Raw genomic sequence first — 23,375 nt, 5'->3', positions numbered from 1 at the left:
GTAGTCGTAGAGCAAGCACCGGCCGGAGAAGCGTGGCGTGGGGCCGCCGTCCCGGTCAGCGCCCGGGGTGCAGGCCGAGCCACCCCGGGGAGGGCGCCCCCGCCACCTCGCCGACGTAGAGCGTGATCTGTTGCCTGAGGCGCTCGGCGAGGCCCCGGTTCGCCATGAAGTTTTCGAAGCCGTCGAGGTGGGCGTTGCGGTACTCCCAGATGGGGCGGTAGCCCTCGTGGGGCTGGACGTCGGTGCGCACCGACCACATGTAGAAGTCGGACTGCGTCTGCTTCGACAGCCACCAGTTCAGGTACAGCTTCGCGGCGGCGGGATGCTTCGCGCGCCGGAAGATGGCGGCGCGCTGGGCCCAGGCCATGAACGGGTCGCGCTTCGGGAGGACGAAGCGGGTCTTCACGCCCGCCGCCGGGGTCAGCATGCCGTCCGTGCCCAGTGCGACGGCCGCGCTGCCGGCCTCGACCCGGTCAGCGGGTTCCTGCGTGCCCCGCACCCAGGCCACGTCCTGGGCGACGAACCGCCGCAGCCAGTCCCAGCCGTACTTGTCGACGATGAGGCTGTACAGGTACAGCACAGCGTCGTCGTCGTTCGGATAGGTCGAGACGATCTTCCCTTTCCAGCGCGGGTCGAGGAGGTCTCGGGCCGAGGCAGGCGCCGTGCCGCCGGCTTTGTCGACGTTGTAGATGGTGGAGAAGGCGTCGACGAAGATGCCGGTCCACGCGCCGTCGGGGTCCTTGAAGGCCGGGTGGACGCGGGAGAAGCCGGCCGGCTTGTAGGGGAGCAGGGCGCCTTCGTGCTTCCAGCGGGGGTAGTCCTGCAGGGTCTGCAGTTGTACGACATCCGGGACGAGGGAGCCGGTGGCCAGCTGGTTGTCGATGCGGGCGTCGTGGAACTTGCTGTAGTCCACGACGATGTTCAGCGTGATGCCGGGGAACGCCTTCTCGAAGGCGGCCTTGTTGCCGTCCTGCTGGGTGGCGGTGTCGCCGCCGGCGTAGACGGTGAGGGCGCCACCCTCCGCCTTGGCCTCGCGGTACAGCTGTTCGAGGCTCTTGGTCTCCTCGCCGGGCTTCGCGGCGTATCCCCTTCCGGCGCCCAGTGCGGCCCCGGCGGCCGTGAGTGAACCTGCGGCGAGTACCTGACGTCGTCCGACCGGCATGGACGTCTCCCCTTCAATGCGGTGCTGCAGTGCGGTGGTCGAGAAGGAAGGTACCTTCCTGGGCAGCTTTACTTCAACCTTCAAGTTGTGGTGTGGCACAGTGCACGCTGTGATGTGGCGCCCACGAGGTATCTGAGATTGCTGTACCGTCAGCTTTATGGATGAGCTGCTGAACGACGAGGCGGTCGTCCTCTACGGCGACTTCCTGCGGCTGACGGACGCGATCGGCGGGCAGGCCGAGCGCACCATCCGCGCGGCCACAGGCCTGGGCGGTTCCGAGTTCGAGGTGCTCCTGCGTCTGGCCCGGCACCCGGAGAACCGGACCACCAGCGCCCGCTTGGCCGAGGACCTGTCGTTCACCTCCGGCGGGCTGACCCGGCTGATCGCCCGCATGGAGAAGGCCGGGCTGCTCGCCCGCCACCCCCACCCCGACGACCGCCGGGCCGCGCTCCTGGAAGCCACCCCGAAAGGGCGTGAACTGCTGGAACGCGCCCTCGCCGCGCACGTCCCGCAGGTCACCGCCGACCTTGTGGAGCCGCTCACCCCGGTCGAGCGGCTTGTCCTGCGTGAGCTGGTGGCCAAGCTGCTGGCCCATTCCGCACGCGGCACGGTGCAGGGGCCCGCACGGCCGTAACCACCCAGCCTCTCCATGCGAACCGTTCCGGCTCGGCCGTTGCGCTGCGAAGACCGGTTGACGCAGCCCGCCGAATGCGATGGCGGCCTCGAGCCGACCTGCCGTTCGGCGCAGGCCGGTCGATGCCGTCAGGCCCGCGCACAGGAGAGCGCGGCGAGTTGGGTGGCCACGGCGATGAGTTCGGCGCGAGCCTCGGGCGGGTCGAGGACCTCGACAGCGGCGCCCAGGGAGAGCAGCCCGGGGACGATCAGGCCGCCGCGGAGCACGAAGTGGTGGGCGACGCGCACGTCGATCGGCTTAGGCCTCCCAGCAAAAGTGGTGGACTTGACCTGGTCAGAGGTCGGTGTCGCGCACGATGCCGCCGGGTATCGGGACGCGGTCAGCCGCGTAGTCGCACGTGCCGAACCCGGAGACGTCGGCCGTCATCCCCGGGATACTGGTCGCCCATGGATGAGGTCAAAGTCGTCGTCGCCCATTCCGAGCGCGCGACTCTGCGCGTCGGCGACGTGTTCTTGAAGGTGGACGCCGATCAGGCGCGCATCGACGTCGAGGTCGATGCGATGGCCTTGGTGCCGGTCCCGACTCCGGAGGTCCTGTGGCGTAAGCCGTCCGTGCTCGCGATCGCCGCCGTCCCGGGGACGGCGCTCGGCCGTCTCGGTGAGCCGTCGACCGCGTCGTCGGCCGCGTGGGCCGCAGCGGGTGCTGCCATCCGGCGGTTGCACGAGGCGCCGTTGCCGCCCTGGCCCGGCCGACGCCGCCGGAGTCCGGAGGAGTTGGCGGCGGAACTCGACGGCGAGTGCGAGTTGCTCGTGACGAACGGCGTCCTGCCCGCCGACCTGGTCATCCGCAACCGCCAGGTCGCCGAGGCCGCGATCCGGTTATGGACTCCGGTGTTCACGCACGGCGACCTGCAGATCGACCACGTCTTTGTCGACGGCGACGAGGTCACGGGCATCATCGACTGGTCCGAGGCGGGCCGGGGTGATGCCCTGTTCGACCTCGCCACCTTGACGCTCGGACACGAGGGGCACCTCGACGACGTCATCGCCGGATATGGCATCGACGTCGACCTCGACGTGATCCGCGCGTGGTGGTCGGTGCGAAGCCTGCTGGGGGTTCGCTGGCTGGTCGAGCACGGCTTCGACCCGTACGCGCCGGGCTGTGAGGTCGACGTGCTGAGATCCCGGATGTGAGGCTGCGCGAGCCCGGCTGCTGCCAGTGCCTTCGGACGCATCGAGCAGGCCATCCCCTGGGGCGCATCGCCTGTCCCTGCTCTCGACAGGGCGCGGTGCGCAGTCGTCGCCAGCTGATGACGGCGCAGACGAGGGTGATGAACGCGCGGTGAATGTCGTCGCGGATCTCCCAGCGGATGCGCAGGCGGCGGAACCAGTGCAGCAGCGCGGTCGCTCCTTCCATGACCCAGCGGTACACGCCCAGGACGGAGCCGTGCCCGGTGCCGCGCCGGACGATGCGCGGGGAGATCTGGAACCGGCGGGCCTTGTCCCGGTAGACCTCGTGGTCATGGCCGCGGTCGGCGTACAGACACCTGGGGCGGCGCAGTGGCCAGGCCGCGCTTGCCGCGGACCGGCGGGACGGCCTGGATCAGCGGGATCAGTTGGGTGACGTCGCCCACGGCTGCCGCCGGTGGTGGTTGCCGCGAGCGGGATGCCGTGCGCCTCGACGATCAGGTGGTGCTTGCTGCCGGCCTTGCCCCGGTCCACCGGGGCCGGACCGGTGGCCGGCCCGCCCTTCATCGCGCGGATGTGGCTGGAGTCGACCGCGGCGCGGGACAAGTCCAGCAGGTCTGCGACCCGCAGCTCGGACAGCAGCAGCTCGTGCCGGTGCTGCCAGACCCCGGCCTCGTTTCAGTCCCGCAGCCGACACCAGCAGGTCAATCCCGAGCTGAAGCCCATCTCCTGGGGCAGAGACGTCCCAGCGGATCCCGGTGTACTGGTTCAGGCAGTGGCTCTCCTGGCCCGTCTTCTGGATCGATCACGATCTGACTGCTCGCGACGAGCGCCGCAGCGGCTTTTGCTTCGACAGCGTCCCCGCCCTCCACCCGCGTGCCGGCGTTCGCAACTCGCTGGAATGCCTGCTCGAGCACGTTGATGACCTGTTGGGGGAGCCAGACCCTCGAGTGCTTCAACAAAGTCGGCGGCGAGGTGACTGCCGAACGGGCCGGTTCCCACGTTCCGTCGCGCACCTCGGCCACACGCCGGGGAACTGCGACCGGGCCCAACCTCCGTGCCATGCGCCAGGGTTGCCACCTGCACTACGACCAGGACCACCACGCCCGCACCTGTAGGTTCGCATGTCGTGTGTCCCGCAGTAGCCTGATCGAGCGGAGTCCGTGAAACATGGGGGGTGGTGAGTGCAAGCGCCTGCGACCGTCGTGCAGCTCGCTCTGCTCGTCCTTCTGGTGCTGCCCGGGGTCACCTATCAGTTCGTCCGGGAACGCAGCCGTGGGCCGGTGCCCGGTGAGCGTGATCTGGGTGAGCGGGTGCTGCGGGCGATCGTCGCGTCGATCGCGCTGGACGCCCTGTACGCAGTGGCAGCGGGGCCGGCGTTGGTTCGCCTGGCTCGAGGCGCCGGCGGCGGCTGGGACGGCTTCGTGGAACGCCCGCGAATGGTCGGCTTCGTCGCCGTGGTGCTGTTCCTCGTCGTGCCGGCCGTGGCGGCCCTCACTGTTTCCCTGGTGGATCGGCAGCGGCGCAAGGCTCGGTTCCTGCGCACGCCCAGCGCCTGGGACCACGCGTTCCGCGACCGCGAACCGTGCTTCGTGCGCGTGCGGCTCAAGGACGGCAACTGGGCGGGCGGCTGGTACGGCAACCGGTCGTACGCCTCCTCGTACCCCCACCCGGCCGAGCTGTACCTCGAATCGGCGCGCATGATGGGTGGCGACGGGGCGTTCGGCGCGCGCGTTCACGGGACGGCTGGCCTGTGCCTGCGGGCGGAAGACTTCGATGTGCTGGAGTTCGTCGAAGCTGGAGAACCGGCGGCCGTGCCGGGGGAGGAGCGATAATGGCGCACGAACCGGAGCTCTCGCACGAACCGAAACTCTCGCACGAACCCGAACTCACGCCCGAAGAGGCGGCGCTGTTGCAGGAGGCCGCGAAACGCGGCTACACCCCGAAACGGAAGGTCGCCGAGCCGGACGAGGCTCCCGACGGACCGGCCGGCACCTCTAGCGGCAACCAGGACTGACGCGTGGGTGGCGGGTCCGCGAACAGCATGGCCGAGCGGTTCTGGGAGGCGTTCCACGTGGCCCGGCACAGCGCGGACCCCGCGTCGGTCGAGAAGGCGATCGATCTCGGCCATGCCTTGCTGGCCGCCGAGGACGTAACCGAGCGTCGCTCGGTCCTGTCCAATCTCGGGGGCCTGCTCCAGACCCGCTACCACCAGACCGGCGACTTCGAGTTCCTGCAGGAAGCCGTCCGGAAAGTCACGGAGGCCTACCTCCTCGCGTACGAAAGCCCGGAGGATTCGGCCGAATACGCCAACAACATCGGCATGCTGCTGCACACCGCGTTCCGGCAGAACCAGGACCGCGGAACCCTGGCCGACGCGCTGGACTGGAGCCGGACGGCCGTCAACGAGGAACCATCCACAAGGAAGGCGTTCTACCTGGGTAACCTCGTTGTCGCACTGCGGACGGCGTTCGCCGTGACGAAGGACCTCGACCCCTTGGCGGAAGCCGTCGAGCAGGCGCGGGCCGCCGTCGAGAGCTCCCACGATGACGTGCTCACCGCGAGGAGCCTGCACTTCCTCGCCGTCGTCCTGCGCGACTGGTCCCATCACACCGGGCAGACCGGCGTCATGGAGGAAGCCGTTGACGCCGCGCGGCGATCGGTGGAGCTCACGCCGGACGGGTCGTCCGACGTGCTCGACCGGTTGAAGAACCTCGGGTACCTTCTCGACGACCACTACCGGGCTCGCGGAGCGCGGGATGATCTGGCCGAACTGCTCCGGGTCCGGCAGACGCTGGTGGCCCACACCCCGGTCACCGATCCGCGGCACTCGCAGAACCTCGTCGAGCTGACTACCACGGAACGAGACTGGGCCGCGCTCACCGGCGAGCGCCCGAATTGGACGCATGGCTGGGAACGCGCCGACTCCGAAGCCGAAGCGTGCGGCCGGTACGCCGCCAAGTTCGAGCAGACCCGGGAATCGGCCCTGCTCGAGCGGGCGATCGAGCTCGGACGCTCGGCGGCGGCGGCCACCCCCGCCGGGCACCCCCGCCGCGGCGTGCGGCTGGACCACTTCGCCACGGCGCTGGCCACCCGGGGCGAAGCGTTCGGGGACCGCGCCGCGCTCGCGGAGGCCGTCATCATCGAGCGGGACGCGGTGGCGTGCACGTCGGCGGGCCATCCGCTGCGCGTCCAGTTCATGGGCAACCTCGCCGTCAACCTGAACGCGTTGTTCCACGCGACCGGAGACCTGGCCCACGTCATGGACGCGATCGACGTCGCTCGCGGTGCCGCCGAGGCCACCGCCGGGCAGGGTGACCACCCGCGTTCGCTCGGGATCCTCGCCGTCGTGCTGCACAAACGGTTCGGGGTGACCGGCGAACTGCAGGTGCTGTCGGAGGCGGTCGACTGCGCGAAGGAGTCCGTCCGCCTCGGCGCGAGCCTGGTCGCCGGGCAGGCCCAGCGGCTCTCCAACCTCGGCGCCATTCTGTCCGACTTGTTCACCCGGACGGGAGAGGCGAGCGTGCTCGACGAGGCGATCGACGCGCACCGCGCGGCCGCGGATGTGACGGCGGACGACGACCCGGGCCGGGCAGTGCGGCTGGCCAATCTCGGCGGTGTCCTGGGGATGGCCTACGAGAAGTTCGGCGACCGGAACGCGTTGCGGGACGCGATCGCCGCGCGTCGCGCGTCCGTGGCCGCCACCCCGCAGGACAGCCCGCACTGGCCCGGGTACACCGCGAGTCTGGCCGCCGCGCTCGGCGACTGGTGCACGAACCCCGTCGCACCCGCCGCCGTGCGACGGGAGCCGCCGGATCCGCAGGTCCTCGCCGAGGCGGTCGGCCTGGCCCGGAGTGCGGCGCAAAGGCCCGAGCAGGACGCCTATTCCCGGGCGGGTCTACTGACTCGCGTCGCCAACGTCCTGGCGCTCGGCTTCCGGCACCTCGGCGACCGCGACGCGCTGACCGAGGCACTCGGCTGCTACCGGGAGGCCGCGGCGTCTGCCGGATCGCCGGCGGAGAGCCGGGCGGAAGCGGCGGACCGGTGGGGCGACCTGGCCGCCGAGGCGGGGCAGCTCGACGTGGCCGCCGAGGGATACGCCGCTGCGGTCCGGCTGCTGCCCCGGCTCGCCGGGCGCCGCCTGGGCCGCGAGGACGCCCAGTACTGGCTCGGCCGGTTCGCCGGGGTCGCCGCCGACGCGGCCGCGTGCGCGCTGGCCGTCGGCGACGAGGTGAGCGCGGTGACCCTGCTCGAATCCGGGCGCTGCGTGCTCGCCGCCCAGGCACTCGACAGCCGCGGCGATCTTTCCGACCTGCGCGAGCGGGCACCCGAGCTGGCCGAACGCTTCCGCACGCTCACCGCGGAGTTCGAAACCGACACCATGAGTGACCGCGTGGCCCTCGCCGACGAACTCGACGCGGTGACCGACCGGATCCGCGCGCTGCCCGGGATGGAGCGGTTCCTACGGCCCCCGCTGCTCACCGACCTCACCGCGCAGGCACACGAGGGCCCGATCGTGTACGTCAACGTCAGCCGGCACCGGTGTGACGCGCTGATCATCGCCCCGGACGGGGTACGGTCACGCGCGCTGGACCGGCTGAGCGAAGAGACCGTGAGCCACCGCGTACGCACTCTGCATACCGCGTTCACGAAGGGGCGGCTGGCCGCCGAGCAGGCGATCCATGACACGCTCGAGTGGCTGTGGGACACCATCGTGGGCCCTGTGCTCGGCGAACTGGGGCTGACGGCGGAACCGGCGGCGGATGGTCCATGGCCAAGGATCTGGTGGGCCCCGGTCGGGCCGCTCAGCCTGCTTCCCCTGCACGCGGCGGGCCACCACCGCGACGGCGGACCTGTGCTCCTTGACCGCGTCGTCTCCTCGACGACGCCGACGATCCGCGCCCTGGGTCACGCCCGCGCGGGACGCCGCGACGACCGGAACGAGCCGCGGCTGCTGGTGGTCGCGATGCCGCACACTCCGGATGCCCCGGACCTGCCCGGCGCACAGGCCGAAGCCGACCACCTGGCCGCTCTCATACCCGGCGCCACGGTCCTGGTCGGCGCGGACGCGAATCGTGACGCTGTACTCGACGCTCTGCCGGCCAGTGGCTGGGCGCACTTCGCCTGCCACGGGTACAGCGACCCGGACAACCCTTCGGACAGCCACCTCGCACTGCACGACCACGACCGCGCGCCGCTTCGGGTTCTGGACCTTTCCCGGCTGCGACTGCGGAACGCGGAGTTCGCGTTCCTGTCGGCCTGCGACACGGCCCGCACCACCGCGCGCCTGTCCGACGAGGCGATCCACCCGTTGGCTGCTTTTCAGATAGCCGGTTTCTCCCAGGTGGTCGGCACGCTCTGGCGCGTCGACGACGTGGTGGCGCCAGCCTTCAGCCAGCAGCTCTACGGCGAATTGATCGCAGACCGATCCGGTGCGTTGTGCGCATCGGCGGCGGTCCATCGCACGGTCAGGCAGCTCAGGGCGAAGTATCCGAACCTGCCGTCGGTGTGGGCCGCACACGTCCACGCGGGCGCCTGATGAGACGCAAAGGTGAAGGCGAGGGTCAAGGCGGAGGGTCGCCCGGCAGGGCTGGTGATGTCGGGCGACTTCAGCGCGACCGGCATGGAATCAGCCGCTCCTACGCCGAGATGACCAGCTGCTGGGAGAAGATCCACCGCATCGGCCTGGACGGGTGATCGAACGGTACCGGGACGCCGCCGCTTTCCGGGCGGCGTGGGCGTCGGAGAAGCAGCACCGGGCGCTTCTGCGGCGCCTTGCCGCGGACCTTCGACCAGCGGTGCTGTTTACCCAACTCGCCGGCTGAGCCCATGATCGTTCTCACCGGCATTTTCTGTACCTCAACTGCTCACACCAGTAGCAGCCCGCGGGCTCAGGAAAACTGAAGGTTCTTCACCGCGAACCCGCGCGTGGATTTCCTGATTCTGGGGGGGGGTTGGACCCGTGGGTTCGTGGTTCACTGGCTGAGCCGGTCTCGGCGGTCTGGCCCAGCAGGGGTGTGACCGAGATACGCGCCGAAGGGGCAACGAGATGGTCTTGAAGCCCTGATGCCCTCGGACCCACCTGCGACGGCGGGCGGCAGGGGCGCGCTCCGAGACGTGCCGGGCCCGCGTCTCCGCGATCGAGAATCCGCCCGAATGCGGTTCTGCTGTGCTGACTTGAGGGCAGAGGACTGTCAGTGCCCGACGCCGACCAGGACCGGCGCCGGCATGCTTACCTGGGTCATGCCCCCGGATTCTCCGTCACGGGCAGGCACTCGGCGAGCAGGTCGACGACATCGCGCCAGGCTCGCTGCGCGTGCCGTGAGTGGTAGCCGACGCCGGGGACCACGGGGTGGTCGACCGGCGGGTGGTGGAAAGCGTGCAAGGCGCCGCCGTAGACCGCGAGGCGCCAGTCGACGCCCGCGGCCTGCATCTCAGCGGTGAACGCGTTCCGTTGTGCGGGCGGCATGATCGGGTCTTCCGACCCGACCCCGGCCCACACCGGGCAGCGAATGCGCGCCGCCTCGCCCGGTCGGCCCGTGGTCAGTGCGTTGACTGTCCCGATCGCCCGCAGGCTGACGCCGTCGCGCCCGAGTTCCAGCCCGACGGCGCCCCCGGTGCCGTAGCCGACGGCGGCGATCCGGTCGGGGTCGGTCCGCGGTTCGGCGCGCAACACGTCGAGCGCCGCATGGCCGATGCCCCGCATCCGGTCAGGATCAGCGAGCAGTGGCATGCAACGGGCCAGCATCTCCTCGGGGTCACCCAAATAGCGCCCGCCGTGAAGGTCGAAGGCCAGCGCTACATAGCCCAGCTCGGCGAGAGCATCGGCCCGGCGGCGCTCGACGTCGCTGAGCCCCATGCCCTCTGGTCCGAGCAGCACCGCGGGCCGGCGGTCGACACCGGCCGGGAGCGCGAGGTGCCCGATCATCGTCAAACCGTCGGCCGGGTACTCGACCGTACGCTTCGTAATCTTCGCCATGACTGGACTGTAGTGATCGTCGAGCCCGGTCCGGCCGGTGTTCTGCCGCTGGCAGACGCTCAACATCACCACCAACGACACTGAGCCGAAGGGGTGACGGGAGCCGGGAGCTCAAAGCTTCAAGATCATCTCGTTGCCTCTTTGGCGCATATCTCGGTCACACCCCCAGCAGGGCCCGTGCGGAGTCCTCGTAGCGCATCGCGGTCTTCTCGTTGAGCCGTGCCACCGGGGTGGTTGCTGCCGTGACGGAGCGCTCGACCTGCTCCGGGAGAAGCGGTTGGAGCACGCCGTACTCGTTCTGCCCGACCCTGATGCGGCTGGTGGGGTTGCGGAAGACAAGACCAGCCCATGCCGTTTGGATGAGGTGAACAGTGACCACAGGGCGATGAGTTGGTTCACGCCGTTGGTGACCGTGGAGTGTCTTGATGTAGGTGAGGACGTCGTCGCGGGTCACTTCCCGCACGTGGGCAAAGCGGTTCGACCACTCCAGCAAAGCTGGGCGGACTTGGTTGAGGAGAGCCAGACCGTTCCTTCCCGTCGCGGGAGACTGCGGGGGCAGCCGTCGCGCAGGACGCGAGTCCAGCGCTCGGCTTCCAAGCGGATGCAGGGCGCGAGTCCTTCCAGGCGTCCGACGAGCCAGCGTTCGAAGGGCGGTTGGCCGACGGGCAGGTCCAGGGCCCGCAGCGGGGCGAAGATCTCCGTGTGCCGGGTCACGTCGCCTTCGACGTGGCCTGTGGACGACGGCCAGGCCCCGGTTGACGGCGAAGCGGATGTTGCGTCCCCAGCCGCGGGCCTCGGCGAACCGGTGGGCGAGGTACTTCTCCCAGGCCAGCCACGGGCTGGCCAGGTCGGCATCGGCCGGGTCGAGTCGGCCGAAGTCCCGGGGGATCTGCTCGAACAACGGCGGCTGCCGCCGGCCGGGGCTGGGCGCCAGGCCGGCGCGGGAGGTGGTTTGCGCGCCGTCCGCCCGGGCTCGCCGAAACCGGCCCGGGGACCACGGGTTGCGTACCTGCCACACCCCAGCCAGCCGCGTCACCAACCTGCCCGGACAGCACACCTAGGCCGTATCGGCACGACGGTGGTCCCAGCACGGCACCGGCGGCGAGGCTACCGGTGTCCTCCTGACGGCTACTGGTCGCAAGCCCGGACCGCTTCAGGACTTCCGGAAGGCGCGTTGGTCCGCGCCCGCCGCCACGTCAGGCCGGCACCGCTCTCGGTGCCGGCCTGACGTGCATGCAGGATGCCCCACTTCCTGTGAAGAGACGCAGGTGCAAGGCCTGCCCGGCGCTCCAACAAGATCGCACCCCACACAGCCGGGGTGCGATCTCTGCGTTGAGGGCGATCGATAGAGCCGCTGAGTTCCCGTGTCCTTGGTCAGCGCCGCGTCCAGGGGGCTGTGTGCTGGGCCTGGCATCCTTGATCCCGTACAGATCGGAGTGCCAGTGACCAACGACTTGACGGCGACGCACGGTCGGGAACCGCATCCGAAAGCCGCCCGACTACGGCAGCACGTGGAGTATCTCGCCGCCGAGCCGCGCAGTCGGCTGCGGGCACCTCGGGCGATGCAGCGCGCCGAGGCTTACGTCCATGACGAACTGACCGCCGCGGGCTGGCTCGTGGAGCGACATCCGTTCGACGCCCGCTGGCAGATCGGCTCGACGGACCGGCACGGCCACCGGGCCCTCGCCCTCAAACCGCGGCTCCACCGGCGCCTGCGCGGAGCGAACCTCATCGCTTCGCTGCCCGGGTCCGGCGACGGGCCGGCCGTGGTCGTCGGTGCCCATCTGGACAGCGTCAGCGGCAGTCCAGGCGCGGACGACAACGCCTCGGGCGTGGCGGTGCTCCTGGAGACGGCGCGCCTGCTGTCCGAGGTGCCTGTGCCCCCGCGCGTCGTCCTGGCCGTGTTCGACATGGAGGAACTCGGACTGATCGGGGCTCGTCAGGCGGCCCGTGAACTGGGCCGCCGCGGCGGTGTGCGGGGGATGATCTGCCTGGAGTCGGTCGGCTACTTCGTGGACGACCCGGGAACGCAGCGACTGCCCGCCGGCTTCGAGCGGATCTTCCCCGAGGCCTCCGCCGAGGCCCGGGCGGGCGGTTACCGGGGCGACTTCATCCTCGTCGTGCACCGGCGTTCCTCGGCGGGGGCGGCTGAGGAGTGGAAGCGGGCCGCCGCGGCGGCGTCTCCGGCGGTCCCGGGTCTGCTGTTGCGAGATCCGCGACCCGACGGCCTGTTGGGCCTGCTCATCGGACTGGCCGTGCCGCCCGCGGGCCACCTGGGGCGCAGCGACCACGCGCCGTTCTGGAACCGCGGGATCCCCGCGCTGATGCTCACGGACACCGCGAACTTCCGCAACCCGCACTACCACCGGTCGACGGACCTGCCGAGGACGCTCGACTACGAGCGTCTGGCCACCGTCGCCGCGGCCACCGCCGCGACCGCCATCTCGTGGCCCGATGCCCGACGTACGGTGTGAACATCTCGCCCGGCACGCGACCACTGCCGATGTCGGCCCCATACCGCGACATCGACCAGTCCGGCGTCGGCTTCGTATATTCCGTCTCGACGGCTTCGATGGGCAAGTGATGCGTGCGGGATCGTCCGTGCCGGTGAATCGCCATTGGCGACCGCGGTACGGACCAGTGACATCATTGTGGCCGCACTGGATTCGCACCTCAAGAACGTTCTGGTGTCCAATCGGCCGCTTCACCCAGCCGGACCCGTGTCCGGAAGGTCTACGAGGGAGTGGTTGCGGCGGCACCCCGGGATCCGATAGAGGCCCCCTTTACCTCGTTGCAATCCTCTGCGGCTTGATGGCTGTCATCTGCCTGGTTCAGGGGCTCCGCACACCTCGGTGATACGCAGGTGTCAACTCCGGCAGCTGAGAGTCACGTAGGTGCTCGCTCGGCGTTGGGGGTTCGCGGGGTGAGTGGTATGCGGCCCGGCCTCGGTAGCCGGGCCGCCCTCCTGCCTCATGTGGTCACAGCAGGGGGAGGCTGTCGCCGCCGAGGAGTTGCCATCCGGAGGCGGGGAGCCCGAACTGTGAGGTGGTGAACATCTTGCTGCCGGTTGCAGTGGGCCGGGTGGTTCCTCCGGGCAGGATCCACGCGGCGCCGGCGTAGTTGTTCTCGCCGTGCGCGGTGACGGTGAGTTCGGGGCGCCCGTCGCGGTTCACGTCACCGGCCGCGATAGTGGTGCCGAAGTGGTCGCCGCTCTCGCTGCCGCCAGGGACGCCGGTGGTGTCCTGGCTGTAGGAGTAGGCGCCGGAGCCCGGGGTGCCGGTGCGTTTGCCGGGGATGACTGTCACCGTGCCGGCGCCGGCGATGGTGCCGAGCTTCTCGCCGGGCGCGCCCACCGTGATGTCGCCGACGCCGTCGCGGTTGAAGTCCGCGACCACGACCGATGCGCCGAACTTGTCGCCCTTTTCCCCGGATCCGGGGACGCCGATGGTGTCCTGGGAAATCACGACGGGCGTGGCGTCGGTCGGTATCCCTGCCGAACTGCCGTACCAGATGAGGATGCGCCCGCCGTGCTCTCCGTCGACGCCGCGCTGTCGAGGTTCGTCGGGGTCACCGGCGACGATGTCGCCGTATCCGTCGCCGTTGACATCGCCGACGCTGGCGACCAGGGCGTCACCGTGGGTCAGGGGGACGCTCCACTGCGGTTCGTCTTCGGCGTTGACGTGAATTCGGCCGCCGGTGTACCCACCGGCACGCCCCGTCACCGCCACCGTGTCGGCGCGACCGTCGCGGTCGAGGTCACCGGCGGCGACGGAGCCGAACCACTCGCCCAGTCCCATTCCCGCGGAGGCGGGCCCGTTCGATCGGGTAAAGGGGCCCCGGAAGGTCTGGGTGTAGTTCCAGCCACCGACCGTCACAAGGCTGGTGGACGAGGATCCCTTGCCTGCGGCGGCCACGTCCCGGCCGATGCGGTCGAAGTCCTCGGGGCTGTCGGGAGTCGGCAGAGCCCGCCCGGACACCAAGCCCGATCGGCTGCCCCACAGGACCGTGACCATGCCCTTGTCCTCACCCTGTTCGAGATCCTCGTAGGGCGCGCCGACGACCAGGTCGGCGTATCCGTCCCGGTCGAGGTCGGCAGAGGCGGTGGAGGCACCGAAGTAGTCGCCCCGCTCGGCGCTTCCCGGCACGCCGGGGGAGTTCTGGGTGATCAGGGTGCGGGACTTCGCCGAGAGCCCGGAGGCAGAGCCGTACAGTACGATCACGGCGCCCGCGTCCTCGCGACCGGCGACGTCGGCGGCGGGCACCCGCAGCACAACGTCGCGGTAGCCGTCGCCGTTGAAGTCCGCAGGGTTGGTGTCCCCGGCAGCGTGCGCACTCGGGACCTGCACGCTGCCGACCAGCCCGGCGAGCACAACAGTGGCGACGGTCCGACGTCTGCCGCCGCCGTCTCTCTTGGCCATATGAGTCTCCCCCCGTCAGTGCTGCCGCGGACGAACGGACGGCAACTGGAAAATTGTCCACGCATGGAAAGGTGCGATGCGGGTCAGGACGAGGCGACCAGTCCCGTGCCGTGGGTACTGCCGTTGGCCTTGCGAAAGATCAAGTCCGCTCTGCAGTCGACGGTGATGCCGCCGACGACGGTGGTGCAAGAGCCGGTCGGACGGGCCAACGACTCTGCACCGGCCGCACAGGTACCGAAACGACGTTGGCCGCCAGTCAGCCACGCAGCACCGTGGCTGCGCCCACGTGTTGTGTTGGTCCCCTCCCGCAAAGCGACCTGTTCTCGCACAAGTGAGCGGATGCTATCAGCGAGTTGACGGTCATTTCTACAGGTCAGTGTGGGGCGGAGGGCAAGGGTCCGACGACAGCGGAATGCGTTCCGTCGAAAGGCGCCGCCGGTCCCGACGGAGCGCTGACCGTCTTCCTCGACCTACCCGACCGCGCGGCCACCGTCCCCGAAGACGCCGCTGGAATCGAAGTGGGCCGTGGCGTGAGCGCCGCGAGAGCTGTCGCTGCAGCCCGCGTAGCCGCAGGTCAGGCACAGCAGCAGGCCGGCCGGTGCGAGTCCGCCCACGGCGCAGGACGCGCACGCCTCACTCGGCGGGGGCGGGTCCGCCGTCCAGGTGTGGGAGCAAGGTTTCCCGAGGGCCGTCCGCCATCGGGCCGGGCGTCCATCTCGTCATCGGTGATCACCGGCCTGCGCAGCCGACATCACGCTCCTCGGCAGCACTGCGCCCCGGCCCACGCCCATGTCGGTCACGCTCTCTCCTCTCCGGTCCTTGTTCTCCACACCGTTTCGCCCCGACACCGCACAAGAGATGCACGCCACCGGGCACTCCGTCCCCAGCGGCGACCCTCCACACCGGAAGCATGCGCCACCCCGAAGCGACCACGGCAACATCGTCTGGGAGGGGACCACCAGCAACGAGGCGGCCGACCCCGGGGTGGGGGCCCACCCGTATGGCAGGGGCGGGCGCACCGGGTGATCCGACAGCCGGACACCGGACCCGGACGGGCTGGCGGTCGCGAGGACGAACGGCTGCACGCTCGCCTCCTCCAGGCCCGGAAGCGGCACACGGGTGTGGGGCCCCACCAGGAGCCAGGCCTTCCTCACATCCCACTTGCCATGGAGTGCGCTCGAAGTCGTAGCGTCGAGGACGCAACGGCGCACGGGGCCTATCAGCGCCCGCTCCTCCTGGGATGCCGGGTGATGGCATCTGTGCCTGGACGGACGGCAGACTTCGTGCCGTCTGAAGGACGATCAAGCGTACAGGGAAGGCTGGGGCACGACATGCAGAAGCGTAGTCTGCGGGAATTGCAGGTATCGGCCATCGGCCTGGGGTGCATGGGCATGTCCGCCTTCTACGGAACCGCCGACGAGGAGGAGGGCGTCGCGACGATCCGGCGCGCCCTCGACCTCGGGGTGAACTTCCTCGACACCGCGCAGATGTACGGCCCCCTCACCAACGAGTCCCTCGTCGGCGAGGCGATCCGGGGGCGCCGCGACGAGTATGTGATCGCGACGAAGTTCAACTACCGGATGGACGACGCCGTACCGGGCGACATCACCACGGTCGGTCCGCAGGACGGCTCGGCCGAACACGTCCGCAGCTCCGTCCACGGCTCCCTGAAGCGTCTGGGAACCGACCACATCGACCTGTACTACCAGCACCGGGTCGACCCGAACGTGCCCATCGAGGAGACGGTCGGCGCGCTGGGCGAACTGGTCGCCGAGGGCAAGGTGCGCTACATCGGTCTGAGCGAGGCGAGCGCCCAGACCATCCGGCGTGCGCATGCCGTGCACCCGGTCACGGCCGTGCAGAGCGAGTACTCGCTGTGGTCGCGGGACGTGGAGGCCGAGGTGCTGCCCGCCTGCAGGGAGCTGGGCATCGGCTTCGTACCGTACTCGCCCCTCGGCCGGGGCTTCCTCGCCGGGCGGTTCACCTCGCCGGACGACCTGGACGCCGACGACTGGCGCCGCCAGAACCCGCGCTTCCAGGACGCCAACCTGGAGGCGAACCAGCGGCTGGCGGCGAAGGTTAAGGAGATCGCCGCCGAGAAGGACGTGACGCCGGCTCAGCTGGCCATCGCGTGGGTGCTGGCTCAGGGCGAGGACCTGGTGCCGATCCCGGGCACCAAGCGCCGCACCTACCTGGAGCAGAACGCCGCCGCCGTCGGCATCGACCTGACGAGGGACGACTTGGCCCGCATCGCCGCGGAGTTGCCCGAGGCGGCGGGTGAGCGGTACGACGAGGCAGGCATGCGGTCGGTCAACCGGTAGGGGGAGGGGGCGCACACCCCACATGGGGGCTCCGTAGGGAACGCGCGGTGGTCATTGACCTCTTGAGGCGCCGGGCCGCACGCGGCGAGGCGTCCAGTTCCCGGTGGCAGGTCTTGTTGAACGCCTGAAGGTCGGGGATGCCTACGGTCGCGGCGCTCGCCGGGGTGGCGAGCGTCGAGGCGACCAGGTTCTGTCTCTTTGGTCAGCGCCGGGTCCGGATGAGTCTGCCAGCGCGGTGGATTGCGGCCCGACAAGCGATGGCGCGATGTGTCAGTTCGTGTGGCCGGGCCGCGCCACTGATCGAGCCGGTTGATGCACTGCTCGACGGAGCTCCGCTGCGCCTCGTGGTGGAAGCCTGGCGGGAGGCCTCCTTGGCGGCCCCGCCGCAGGCGATGGGCGGCCTGGTCGGACGGCTGCGGGAGGACCGCTCGGATGACCCGACGCCGCCGTGTCATCGAATGATCATGCCTGGTAGGGCCGCGCAAGGGTGGGGTGAGCAACGGGCCGTCCGTCTTCATCCAGCTTGCAGGCGAGCGCGACTGCCCTGAGGTGGTCGTGGAGGACGAGTTGGGGTCCATGGTCACAGTGCGGGTGCCGCTTGTTCCTCCGGACGACTGCGCCACTGGTCGTGCGCCTGGTACCTGATCCACGAGGTCGTCATCCGGGTCGTGGTGGGCCTGATCGGTGACACGCCGGTGCCGTGGGCGCGCGTTTCTCGCCCTGAGCATTGCCCTGTCGGCGGCCGCCTACCACTGGGTCGAGCACCCGCTGGAGCGGTGGCTGCGGCGCGTGGGGCCGGGGTGGGTCAGGCGCCCGCGTGCAGGTACGCGGCCCAGAGCGATGGTGTGCCTGGGAACTCGTCGCGCAGCGCCAGGACCGACGTCCGGAGTGCGGCCGCGGAACGGGCGCAGTGCAGGCCCTCGGCGTCCGACAAGGACGCGTAGAAGCCCTTCGCCACCGTCGCCGAGATCACGTCGTCCACCTCCCACAGCGTGCCCACCACATGCCGATAGCCGGCCAGTTGGAACGCGCTGGTCAGGTGGATGGCCTCGTCCAGGAGACCCGGCGCGGCGGTGTACGTCGTTCGGCAGGCCGACAGATAGGCCAGCTCGGCCCGCTCCAGCGCCACGGAGGCGACCCCGGCGACGTTCAGCGCCTTCGTCTCGTGGTCCCACAGCAGCAGTCGGCTGCGCGAGGGATCGGCGGCATCGGTGACCGCATGACACGCCAGGTGGATCACCCGGGCGTCGATGAGCCCGGCCAGGACCGCCGCCCGCGTGGCCGTACCGGTGACGACCTTCGGGTCCGGCAGCACGGCCGCCACAGCGGCCGCTTCCTCCGAGGCCCCGGACAGCGGAGGGGCACCCGGGGTGGCCGGCATGGCGACGATCAGTGAGCGCCCCGGCCTGCCACCGGCCGGCCGCGGGCGCCGGGCGTGCCGCAGGGCACGGATCGTGGGGGTGTACGAGGACACGACCCGGTCCAGGACAGTACGGTCACCGCCCCCGGTGGACTCGGCGTGGTGTCCGGCGGCGTGCAGCGGCAGCGAGCCCAGCAGGCCGCCGGGGGACCACCACACACGGGGCGGCTCATCGCCACGCCCGGAACCCGGGCCGATTCCCAACGCCAGCAGGACCGGCTCCGCGGCCACGTCCCAGAGCCACCCCAGGGTGCCGCTCAGGGTCCGCTGCGCCTCCCGTTGGGCACGCCAGTCGGTCTCCGGGTCCGCGACGACGGCGAGCGAGTGGTGGAAGAGGTCGATCCGTGAGGTCAGCTCCGCGTGCGTGAGGCGGGGCAGCGGCAGGTGCCGCACACCGCCGCTGGTGACCAGGAGGGCGTCGCAGCGTGTCTCGTCGCAGTTGAACACCACGATCGGACCCGCTTCCGCCGTGGCGAGGAGCGCCTCGAGCTCCGGCGGCCGGGCGAACGAGGCGAAGCCCTCCAGGCCGCGGATTTCCTCGATCGTGGCCGTGAGTTCGGTGGCGGCCCGGGGGCGGTCCAGGGTCCCGTCGTCCTCGCTGTCGAGGAGGTTGCGCAGGTGTACGAAGCGGTCGGCGAGCCCGGGATGGCTCCGCCGCAGGTCCGAGATGTCACCGCGGGTGTCCAGCATCTGGCTGAGGAGGACCGTGCGCCCCTGTTCCAGGAGCAGGAGGGCGCTGCGCGCGGCGTACGGCAGGAGGGGCAGGTACGGCGCGTCCGGGCGCCGCTGCTCACCTGCGTCGAGGGCCGCGGCCGCGGTGAATGTGACCAGGGCTGAGTGGTCCTTCACCGCGTGTTGCTGATCGGCCCACGCGATCCGGCGCGGGGCGGCGAGGGGGATCAGTTCGACGGCGTACTCCAGGAGCTCGAGAGCGGCCAGCACGTCCACGGGATAGAGCGTGAGCGCGGCCGCCCGTGCCGAGCGGATGCGATGGGACGCCGCGAGGGTCTCGCTGCCGGCCGCCTTCTGGAGATCGGCGACGGCCTCCACGATGCCGAAGGGGATCATCGTCCTGCTGGTGAGCTCGCTGAACGCCCGGCACATCGCGTCCGGTTCGCTCGCCTCGGCTTGTTCCTTGTGGGCGATCCCCAGGTTGTGGTGGAACACACCGAGGGCGGCGTGGTCGGGCGGTGCGAGGTCGACGACGCGTCGGCACAGGGCGACGAGGTCGTCTGCATCGACCCGTTCGGGATGTCGACGCCGCTCCTCCAGGAGCACGCCTGTCAGAGAGGTGAGCGTCAGCAGCGCGACCGGATCGTTCGCCGGTACCGCGTCGGCGGCCCGCCGTGCGTACACGAGGGCCTCGTCCAGATCGGCCGGTCCGCCGCTGTGGCCGTAACGGCGCAGGAGCGCGCTGCTGAGCCCCGACAGCACGATCGGCGCCTCGGATTCGTCCGGTTCGCACGACTCCACCGCGCGCCGCAGCAGGTCCACGGCCTCGTCCAGTTGTGTGGAGTCAAGGGTGCGGTCGAAGAGTTCCTTGAGCGCGAACCCGAGCCCGTGCAGCTCCCGGGTCCTGATGGCAGCGGCAGTGGCGTGCAGCCGCTGCAGCGTCCGCACGGCGTCGTTCAGGTCGTCGAGGCTGCCGGTGCGGGCGCCTCGTTCGGCCAGGGCCGTGCCGAGGTGGTACAGGGCGTCCACCCCGACGGGGCCGTGGAGCTGGTCCTCGCCCACGGCCCGCACGGCCTCGCGGTCGCGGTCGACCGCCTCGTCCAACGCGGCCAGGTCCCCGGTGTGCTGGTAGAGGTAGACCAGCGACATGCCGAGCTGCACCAGCACACCGGGGCGTGCGGGATGGACGTCCGGGGCCGCCCCGAGCGCCTCCCGGCAGGCGGCGACCGCTGCCCGGAGTGCGTCGAGCCCCTGACCCGCGCGGTACCGGGCACGGTGCACCTGGGCGCCCAGACAGCCGAACACCAGCACGCCATCGGTCGAGGACACCTCGCGGACGGCGGCCGAACCCAGAAGCTCAGCGGCCTCGTCGAGGTCCTCGGGCCGGCGCGCGAGGACGTACCGGAACCACAGGGCCCGGGGGAGCGCCCGGGTCAGGACGGCCCGGAGGTGGGGCGACGCCTGGTGGCCCTCCCGGTCGGCCAGTCCGGCACGGATCACCGTGACGGCCCGCTCCACGTCGTCGGCGGTCGGCTGCCGCTCGATGCGCTCCAGGAGGGCGATGGCCAGCTTGCGGAGAAGGTCCCAGCGGAGGGTGATGTCGTCGTCCGGGACGAGGGCCAGCGCCTGCTCGTGGGCGTCGACCACGACGTCCAGATCGTCCGGCCGTTGATCGTGCTGGTACCGCAGCCAGTAGGCGTTGGCCCGCCTCATCGTCACGTACGCACGTTCGTGCACCGTGTATGCGTCCGGCGCCTCGCGCTGAAGCGCCGTCCACTGCCGGATCGCCTCGTCCAGGTCCGCCCTGTCGGCGCCCGTCGTGAAGCGATTCTCCAGGCCTTCCGCGACCGCCTCCCGCGCGTACGAGCGCAACTCGGGGAAGGCCAGGACCGCGCGGCCCGCCGCCAGAACGTCGTCCCACCGGTGTTCCTCCCGCGCACGAAGGACCCGGTCGCGCAGCAACGAGGCGAGCATCCCCATGAGACCGTCCCGGTCAGCGGTGGTGAGGGGCTCCCGCAGCGAGAGGACGCACGCCTCGAAGGCGGTGCGCAGGTCGTTAGCGGACCCGGTGAGCCCGTGGCGACGGGCCAGGGCGATGGCTAGTACTGCAACGGTGCTTGCCGTGACTGATGGCCAGTTCAGGGGCTGTGTCCGCGTCGTTTGTAGTGGCTGGTGCGGGCCTGGTGCTGTCGTCGTCGGCGCCAGGTCGACCAGTGCAGGATGTGCTCGACGGGTGTGGGTCGGCGGTCGGTGAGGCGGGTGATCAGCCGTCGTATCTCGGCGAGGCTGAGGTGGATGAGCTGGGAGGATCCGTTTCTGCTTTCCCGGCGTCCAGCTCGCGGGCTCGCAGGACGGTCAGGCAGGCGTGGGCAGCCATGGCCAGGGTCATGTGCCGGTGCCAGCCGGGATAGCGGCGGACCTGGTAGTCGTCCAGGCCGCATTCCTGTTTCGCGCTCTGAAAGCACTCCTCGATGGCCCACCTGCTGCCCGCGATGCGGATCAGGTCGTCAAGCGTTGCCTCAACCGGGCAGTAGGCGATGTAGTAAGAGATCTCCCCGGGTCGGCTCACGCTGCGGCGGGCGAGGACCCAGTGGCGGCGGTCGGGTCGGTGCCAGGGCCGGACCTCGACGCGTGCCCAGTCGTAGATCCGCGGGCCGTGAGCCCCGGTGCCGCAGGAACGGCGCTTCCATTTCTGCCGGGCAAGACCGTTGAACAAGTCATGGACGGGATGGTCGATCGCCCAGCGGGTGACCACGGTGTCGTGGCGGGTGGTGGCCATGACGTGGAAGACGTCCGCCCGCTCCAGCTCCGACCGCCAGCCTTTGCTGAACCCGTAGGCGGCATCCGCGGTCACCCACCGAAACGGGACCCTGTCCGCCATGGCGCGGCGGACCATCGCCTTCGCCATGGCCACCTTGGTCTCAAAGGCGACCTCGTCGTCGACGCCGGCCCGGCGGCACCTTTCACGGTCGTCGGTCCAGGATGCGGGCAGATACAGACGCCGGTCGATCAGAGTCCGCCCGCGGCTCGTGGCATACGCGAGGAAGACGCCGACCTGGCAGTTCTCCGTCCGCCCGGCGGTGCCGGAGTACTGCCGCTGCACCCCGGCCGACCGCGTCCCCTTCTTCAAGAAGCCCGTGTCGTCCACGACCAGGACGGCGTCCTGGTCGCCGAGGTTGTCGACCACGTACTGACGCACGTCGTCGAGCACCTCATCCGCGTCCCACTCGATCCGGTTCAGCATCCTGTGGATACGATCCGGGCCTTCGTGGCCGGCTTCCTCCGCCAGCGTCCAGCCGTTCTTCCGCTGCAGCGGAGCGATCAGGCCCCGCATATAAGCCAGTGCCGACTCCCGCGGCTCCGACCTGCTGAAACGGTGCACGAACCGCTCATGCACAGCGTCCAGTTCACCCGCCCACAACCTGACATCAGCAAGGTCCCCACCCATGAACACACCAACGACCAACCTGGCCATCAGTCACGGCAAGCACCGTTGCAGTACTAGGTTGCCCTGGATGCCCGGCCCGCTCGGGTGGCCGGCCGGCGTGACCCGCGCGGCCCGGCTCAGGAGACCGATGGCCTGTAACAAAGCATTGACGTCGCCCAGGACGTTGTACCGCGTGTACAGCACCGTTCCCAAGCCGCCAAGATGGACGCCGTACTGGTCGTTGTCCGGGTCGGCGTGCTCCAGCAGAAACCAGCACCATGCGGCGAGCTCGGACAGGTTCTCCTCGACGTCGCCCTCGCCGGTGAGGGCCTGGGCGAGCCGGGTGTCCACGTGCGTGCTGTGCGCGTCCGCGATCTCCGTCCTGAGACCGTCGGGGATGAGGAACATCCGGTCGGGGAAGAAGTGCGGAGCCAGCATGCGCACCGCGTCGTCGAGATCGGACGGCGCGCCGTGCCGTTCGTACCGGTGCCAGTACAGATGGCCGAGGACAGCCGTGGCCTGCTCGTCCGTGGGATCGTCGGCGACCAGCCGCGTCAGGTCACCTATCAAGGCGGGGTCCGGGTCGGGGGAGGTCCCCGCCCACAGCGTCTGCAAAGCCCGCACGGCCCGCGCCACCAGCTCGTCACGTGATTCCCGGCCCGGTTCGCCCACCACAGTCTCCCCCCAACAGGCTTTCACCGCCGCCCCGTTCATGCATGATGCCCTGAAAGCACCAGTTCGCGGAGGGAGTCGGGATGACGGAGGAAGAATCGACCGCAAGGGTCAGGCGAGGCCTGTCGTACGTCTGCGAACACCTCGACGCGCTGCGCGAACACCTGGCCGAACTGGGTCGGACCGAGGAACTCGACCGGTTGAAGCGAGCCGTCGTCGACGGGAACGAAAACCCTGCGACGCCGCTCGACGCCATCGACCGGATCGTTCGCGCGGACGGCGACGCGCGCGGCGCCTACGGGGCGAGCGCCCGCACGGTCCCCGAGCCCGGGCCCGTCGGCGTGGGGCCCGCCGCCGAAGCCGATGTCGCCTTCCTCTGCCCCCTGGGAGCCTGCGCACGCGTGGAGTGGGCGAAGCCCACGATGCGGGAGGCCCCGCGCTGCCGGATGGGCGGGGTTCCGCTGCGCTGGGTCAAGGGCTGAA

At 70.4% G+C, this 23,375-nt stretch carries 18 protein-coding genes and 3 pseudogenes; 9 read left to right on the top strand and 12 right to left on the bottom strand.

What is annotated here, in order from left to right:
- Positions 1 to 55 precede the first annotated feature (55 nt).
- A complete protein-coding gene (locus A4E84_RS00760; RefSeq protein ID WP_062924668.1) occupies positions 56 to 1,162 on the bottom strand; it encodes an ABC transporter substrate-binding protein in 1,107 nt (368 codons plus the stop codon).
- A 157-nt stretch (positions 1,163 to 1,319) separates the two neighbouring features.
- Here A4E84_RS00760 and A4E84_RS00755 point away from each other — a divergent pair, with 157 nt between their 5' ends.
- Positions 1,320 to 1,796 (top strand): MarR family winged helix-turn-helix transcriptional regulator, encoded by a 477-nt coding sequence (locus A4E84_RS00755; protein WP_062924667.1) that lies wholly within the window; start codon positions 1,320 to 1,322, stop codon positions 1,794 to 1,796.
- 128 nt (positions 1,797 to 1,924) lie between these two features.
- Here the strand turns inward: A4E84_RS00755 and A4E84_RS42775 are convergent, their stop codons facing one another.
- On the bottom strand, positions 1,925 to 2,083 hold the full coding sequence (locus tag A4E84_RS42775) for a WCX domain-containing protein (protein ID WP_159029538.1): 159 nt from the start codon (positions 2,081 to 2,083) through the stop codon (positions 1,925 to 1,927).
- A 159-nt stretch (positions 2,084 to 2,242) separates the two neighbouring features.
- Between A4E84_RS42775 and A4E84_RS00750 the strand changes: the two genes are divergently transcribed.
- Positions 2,243 to 2,989 carry a phosphotransferase family protein gene (locus A4E84_RS00750; RefSeq protein ID WP_062924666.1) on the top strand — a complete coding sequence of 249 codons (747 nt, stop codon included), beginning with the start codon at positions 2,243 to 2,245 and terminating at the stop codon, positions 2,987 to 2,989.
- Positions 2,990 to 3,083: 94 nt separating this feature from the next.
- On the opposite strand, the pseudogene A4E84_RS44145 reads toward A4E84_RS00750, so the two are convergent.
- Positions 3,084 to 3,743, bottom strand: a pseudogene (locus A4E84_RS44145) (IS5 family transposase); the annotation flags it as partial.
- A 424-nt stretch (positions 3,744 to 4,167) separates the two neighbouring features.
- On the opposite strand from A4E84_RS44145, the gene A4E84_RS00745 reads away from it, so the two are divergent.
- The 3 genes from A4E84_RS00745 to A4E84_RS00735 are packed head-to-tail and all read left to right on the top strand — an operon-like array spanning position 4,168 to position 8,522.
- Complete coding sequence (locus tag A4E84_RS00745) at positions 4,168 to 4,818, top strand: DUF6338 family protein (protein ID WP_062924665.1); 651 nt, start codon at positions 4,168 to 4,170, stop codon at positions 4,816 to 4,818.
- The gene (locus A4E84_RS00740; protein ID WP_062924664.1) at positions 4,818 to 5,000 is read left to right on the top strand and encodes a hypothetical protein; all 183 of its coding nucleotides are present in this window, start codon (positions 4,818 to 4,820) and stop codon (positions 4,998 to 5,000) included. The genes A4E84_RS00745 and A4E84_RS00740 overlap by 1 nt, the downstream gene beginning before the upstream one ends.
- A 3-nt stretch (positions 5,001 to 5,003) precedes the next feature.
- Positions 5,004 to 8,522 (top strand): CHAT domain-containing protein, encoded by a 3,519-nt coding sequence (locus A4E84_RS00735; protein WP_079128805.1) that lies wholly within the window; start codon positions 5,004 to 5,006, stop codon positions 8,520 to 8,522.
- A 100-nt stretch (positions 8,523 to 8,622) separates the two neighbouring features.
- On the opposite strand, the gene A4E84_RS00730 is transcribed toward A4E84_RS00735, so the two are convergent.
- From A4E84_RS00730 to A4E84_RS45175, 3 genes are all read right to left on the bottom strand, one after another.
- Positions 8,623 to 8,832, bottom strand: a complete 210-nt coding sequence (locus A4E84_RS00730; protein WP_062924662.1) for a hypothetical protein — start codon at positions 8,830 to 8,832, stop codon at positions 8,623 to 8,625.
- Between the two features lie 392 nt (positions 8,833 to 9,224).
- Entirely contained in the window at positions 9,225 to 9,962 is a 738-nt protein-coding gene (locus A4E84_RS00725; protein WP_062931210.1) for a dienelactone hydrolase family protein, read from the bottom strand.
- A gap of 157 nt (positions 9,963 to 10,119) precedes the next feature.
- Positions 10,120 to 10,248: a hypothetical protein gene (locus tag A4E84_RS45175; protein ID WP_257784320.1), complete on the bottom strand. Its 129-nt coding sequence runs from the start codon at positions 10,246 to 10,248 to the stop codon at positions 10,120 to 10,122.
- A 1,156-nt stretch (positions 10,249 to 11,404) separates the two neighbouring features.
- Between A4E84_RS45175 and A4E84_RS00720 the strand changes: the two genes are divergently transcribed.
- Positions 11,405 to 12,436: a M28 family peptidase gene (locus tag A4E84_RS00720; RefSeq protein WP_062924661.1), complete on the top strand. Its 1,032-nt coding sequence runs from the start codon at positions 11,405 to 11,407 to the stop codon at positions 12,434 to 12,436.
- Positions 12,437 to 12,940: 504 nt separating this feature from the next.
- Here A4E84_RS00720 and A4E84_RS00715 read toward each other — a convergent pair.
- Positions 12,941 to 14,380, bottom strand: a complete 1,440-nt coding sequence (locus A4E84_RS00715; protein ID WP_062924660.1) for an FG-GAP-like repeat-containing protein — start codon at positions 14,378 to 14,380, stop codon at positions 12,941 to 12,943.
- Between the two features lie 470 nt (positions 14,381 to 14,850).
- A pseudogene (locus tag A4E84_RS45605) lies at positions 14,851 to 14,997 on the bottom strand (UBP-type zinc finger domain-containing protein); the annotation flags it as partial.
- Between the two features lie 714 nt (positions 14,998 to 15,711).
- Here A4E84_RS45605 and A4E84_RS00705 point away from each other — a divergent pair.
- Positions 15,712 to 16,701, top strand: a complete 990-nt coding sequence (locus tag A4E84_RS00705; RefSeq protein ID WP_062924658.1) for an aldo/keto reductase — start codon at positions 15,712 to 15,714, stop codon at positions 16,699 to 16,701.
- Between the two features lie 202 nt (positions 16,702 to 16,903).
- Here A4E84_RS00705 and A4E84_RS45600 read toward each other — a convergent pair.
- Positions 16,904 to 17,147, bottom strand: a pseudogene (locus tag A4E84_RS45600) (IS5/IS1182 family transposase); the annotation flags it as partial.
- A 46-nt stretch (positions 17,148 to 17,193) separates the two neighbouring features.
- Here A4E84_RS45600 and A4E84_RS45595 point away from each other — a divergent pair.
- Positions 17,194 to 17,346: a DUF5959 family protein gene (locus tag A4E84_RS45595; RefSeq protein ID WP_220451704.1), complete on the top strand. Its 153-nt coding sequence runs from the start codon at positions 17,194 to 17,196 to the stop codon at positions 17,344 to 17,346.
- A gap of 160 nt (positions 17,347 to 17,506) precedes the next feature.
- On the opposite strand, the gene A4E84_RS00700 is transcribed toward A4E84_RS45595, so the two are convergent.
- The 3 genes from A4E84_RS00700 to A4E84_RS00690 form a co-directional block, all read right to left on the bottom strand.
- Entirely contained in the window at positions 17,507 to 20,773 is a 3,267-nt protein-coding gene (locus A4E84_RS00700; protein ID WP_062924657.1) for a CHAT domain-containing protein, read from the bottom strand.
- A gap of 283 nt (positions 20,774 to 21,056) precedes the next feature.
- Positions 21,057 to 22,241: an IS701 family transposase gene (locus tag A4E84_RS00695; protein ID WP_062931209.1), complete on the bottom strand. Its 1,185-nt coding sequence runs from the start codon at positions 22,239 to 22,241 to the stop codon at positions 21,057 to 21,059.
- 30 nt (positions 22,242 to 22,271) lie between these two features.
- A complete protein-coding gene (locus A4E84_RS00690; RefSeq protein ID WP_062924656.1) occupies positions 22,272 to 22,892 on the bottom strand; it encodes a hypothetical protein in 621 nt (206 codons plus the stop codon).
- 83 nt (positions 22,893 to 22,975) lie between these two features.
- Here A4E84_RS00690 and A4E84_RS00685 point away from each other — a divergent pair, with 83 nt between their 5' ends.
- Positions 22,976 to 23,374, top strand: coding sequence for a hypothetical protein (locus A4E84_RS00685; RefSeq protein ID WP_062924655.1), 399 nt, complete (start codon positions 22,976 to 22,978; stop codon positions 23,372 to 23,374).
- Position 23,375 lies beyond the last annotated feature (1 nt).

It is taken from the genome of Streptomyces qaidamensis (genome assembly GCF_001611795.1).
In the GTDB taxonomy this organism is placed as follows: domain Bacteria; phylum Actinomycetota; class Actinomycetes; order Streptomycetales; family Streptomycetaceae; genus Streptomyces; species Streptomyces qaidamensis.
The sequence above is the reverse complement of the archived record's forward strand: the minus strand, read 5'-3'. Positions and strand labels throughout refer to the sequence as shown.

What these genes read in the sequence shown, in the direction of transcription:
- A4E84_RS00725 (WP_062931210.1), bottom strand. Translation starts at nt 9,962, where the DNA reads ATGGCGAAGATTACGAAGCGTACGGTCGAGTACCCGGCCGACGGTTTG.
- A4E84_RS00730 (WP_062924662.1), bottom strand. Translation starts at nt 8,832, where the DNA reads ATGCCGGTGAGAACGATCATGGGCTCAGCCGGCGAGTTGGGTAAACAG.
- A4E84_RS00760 (WP_062924668.1), bottom strand. Translation starts at nt 1,162, where the DNA reads ATGCCGGTCGGACGACGTCAGGTACTCGCCGCAGGTTCACTCACGGCC.
- A4E84_RS00740 (WP_062924664.1), top strand. Translation starts at nt 4,818, where the DNA reads ATGGCGCACGAACCGGAGCTCTCGCACGAACCGAAACTCTCGCACGAA.
- A4E84_RS00685 (WP_062924655.1), top strand. Translation starts at nt 22,976, where the DNA reads ATGACGGAGGAAGAATCGACCGCAAGGGTCAGGCGAGGCCTGTCGTAC.
- A4E84_RS00705 (WP_062924658.1), top strand. Translation starts at nt 15,712, where the DNA reads ATGCAGAAGCGTAGTCTGCGGGAATTGCAGGTATCGGCCATCGGCCTG.
- A4E84_RS00755 (WP_062924667.1), top strand. Translation starts at nt 1,320, where the DNA reads ATGGATGAGCTGCTGAACGACGAGGCGGTCGTCCTCTACGGCGACTTC.
- A4E84_RS00695 (WP_062931209.1), bottom strand. Translation starts at nt 22,241, where the DNA reads ATGGGTGGGGACCTTGCTGATGTCAGGTTGTGGGCGGGTGAACTGGAC.
- A4E84_RS00750 (WP_062924666.1), top strand. Translation starts at nt 2,243, where the DNA reads ATGGATGAGGTCAAAGTCGTCGTCGCCCATTCCGAGCGCGCGACTCTG.
- A4E84_RS00700 (WP_062924657.1), bottom strand. Translation starts at nt 20,773, where the DNA reads ATGGGGATGCTCGCCTCGTTGCTGCGCGACCGGGTCCTTCGTGCGCGG.
- A4E84_RS00715 (WP_062924660.1), bottom strand. Translation starts at nt 14,380, where the DNA reads ATGGCCAAGAGAGACGGCGGCGGCAGACGTCGGACCGTCGCCACTGTT.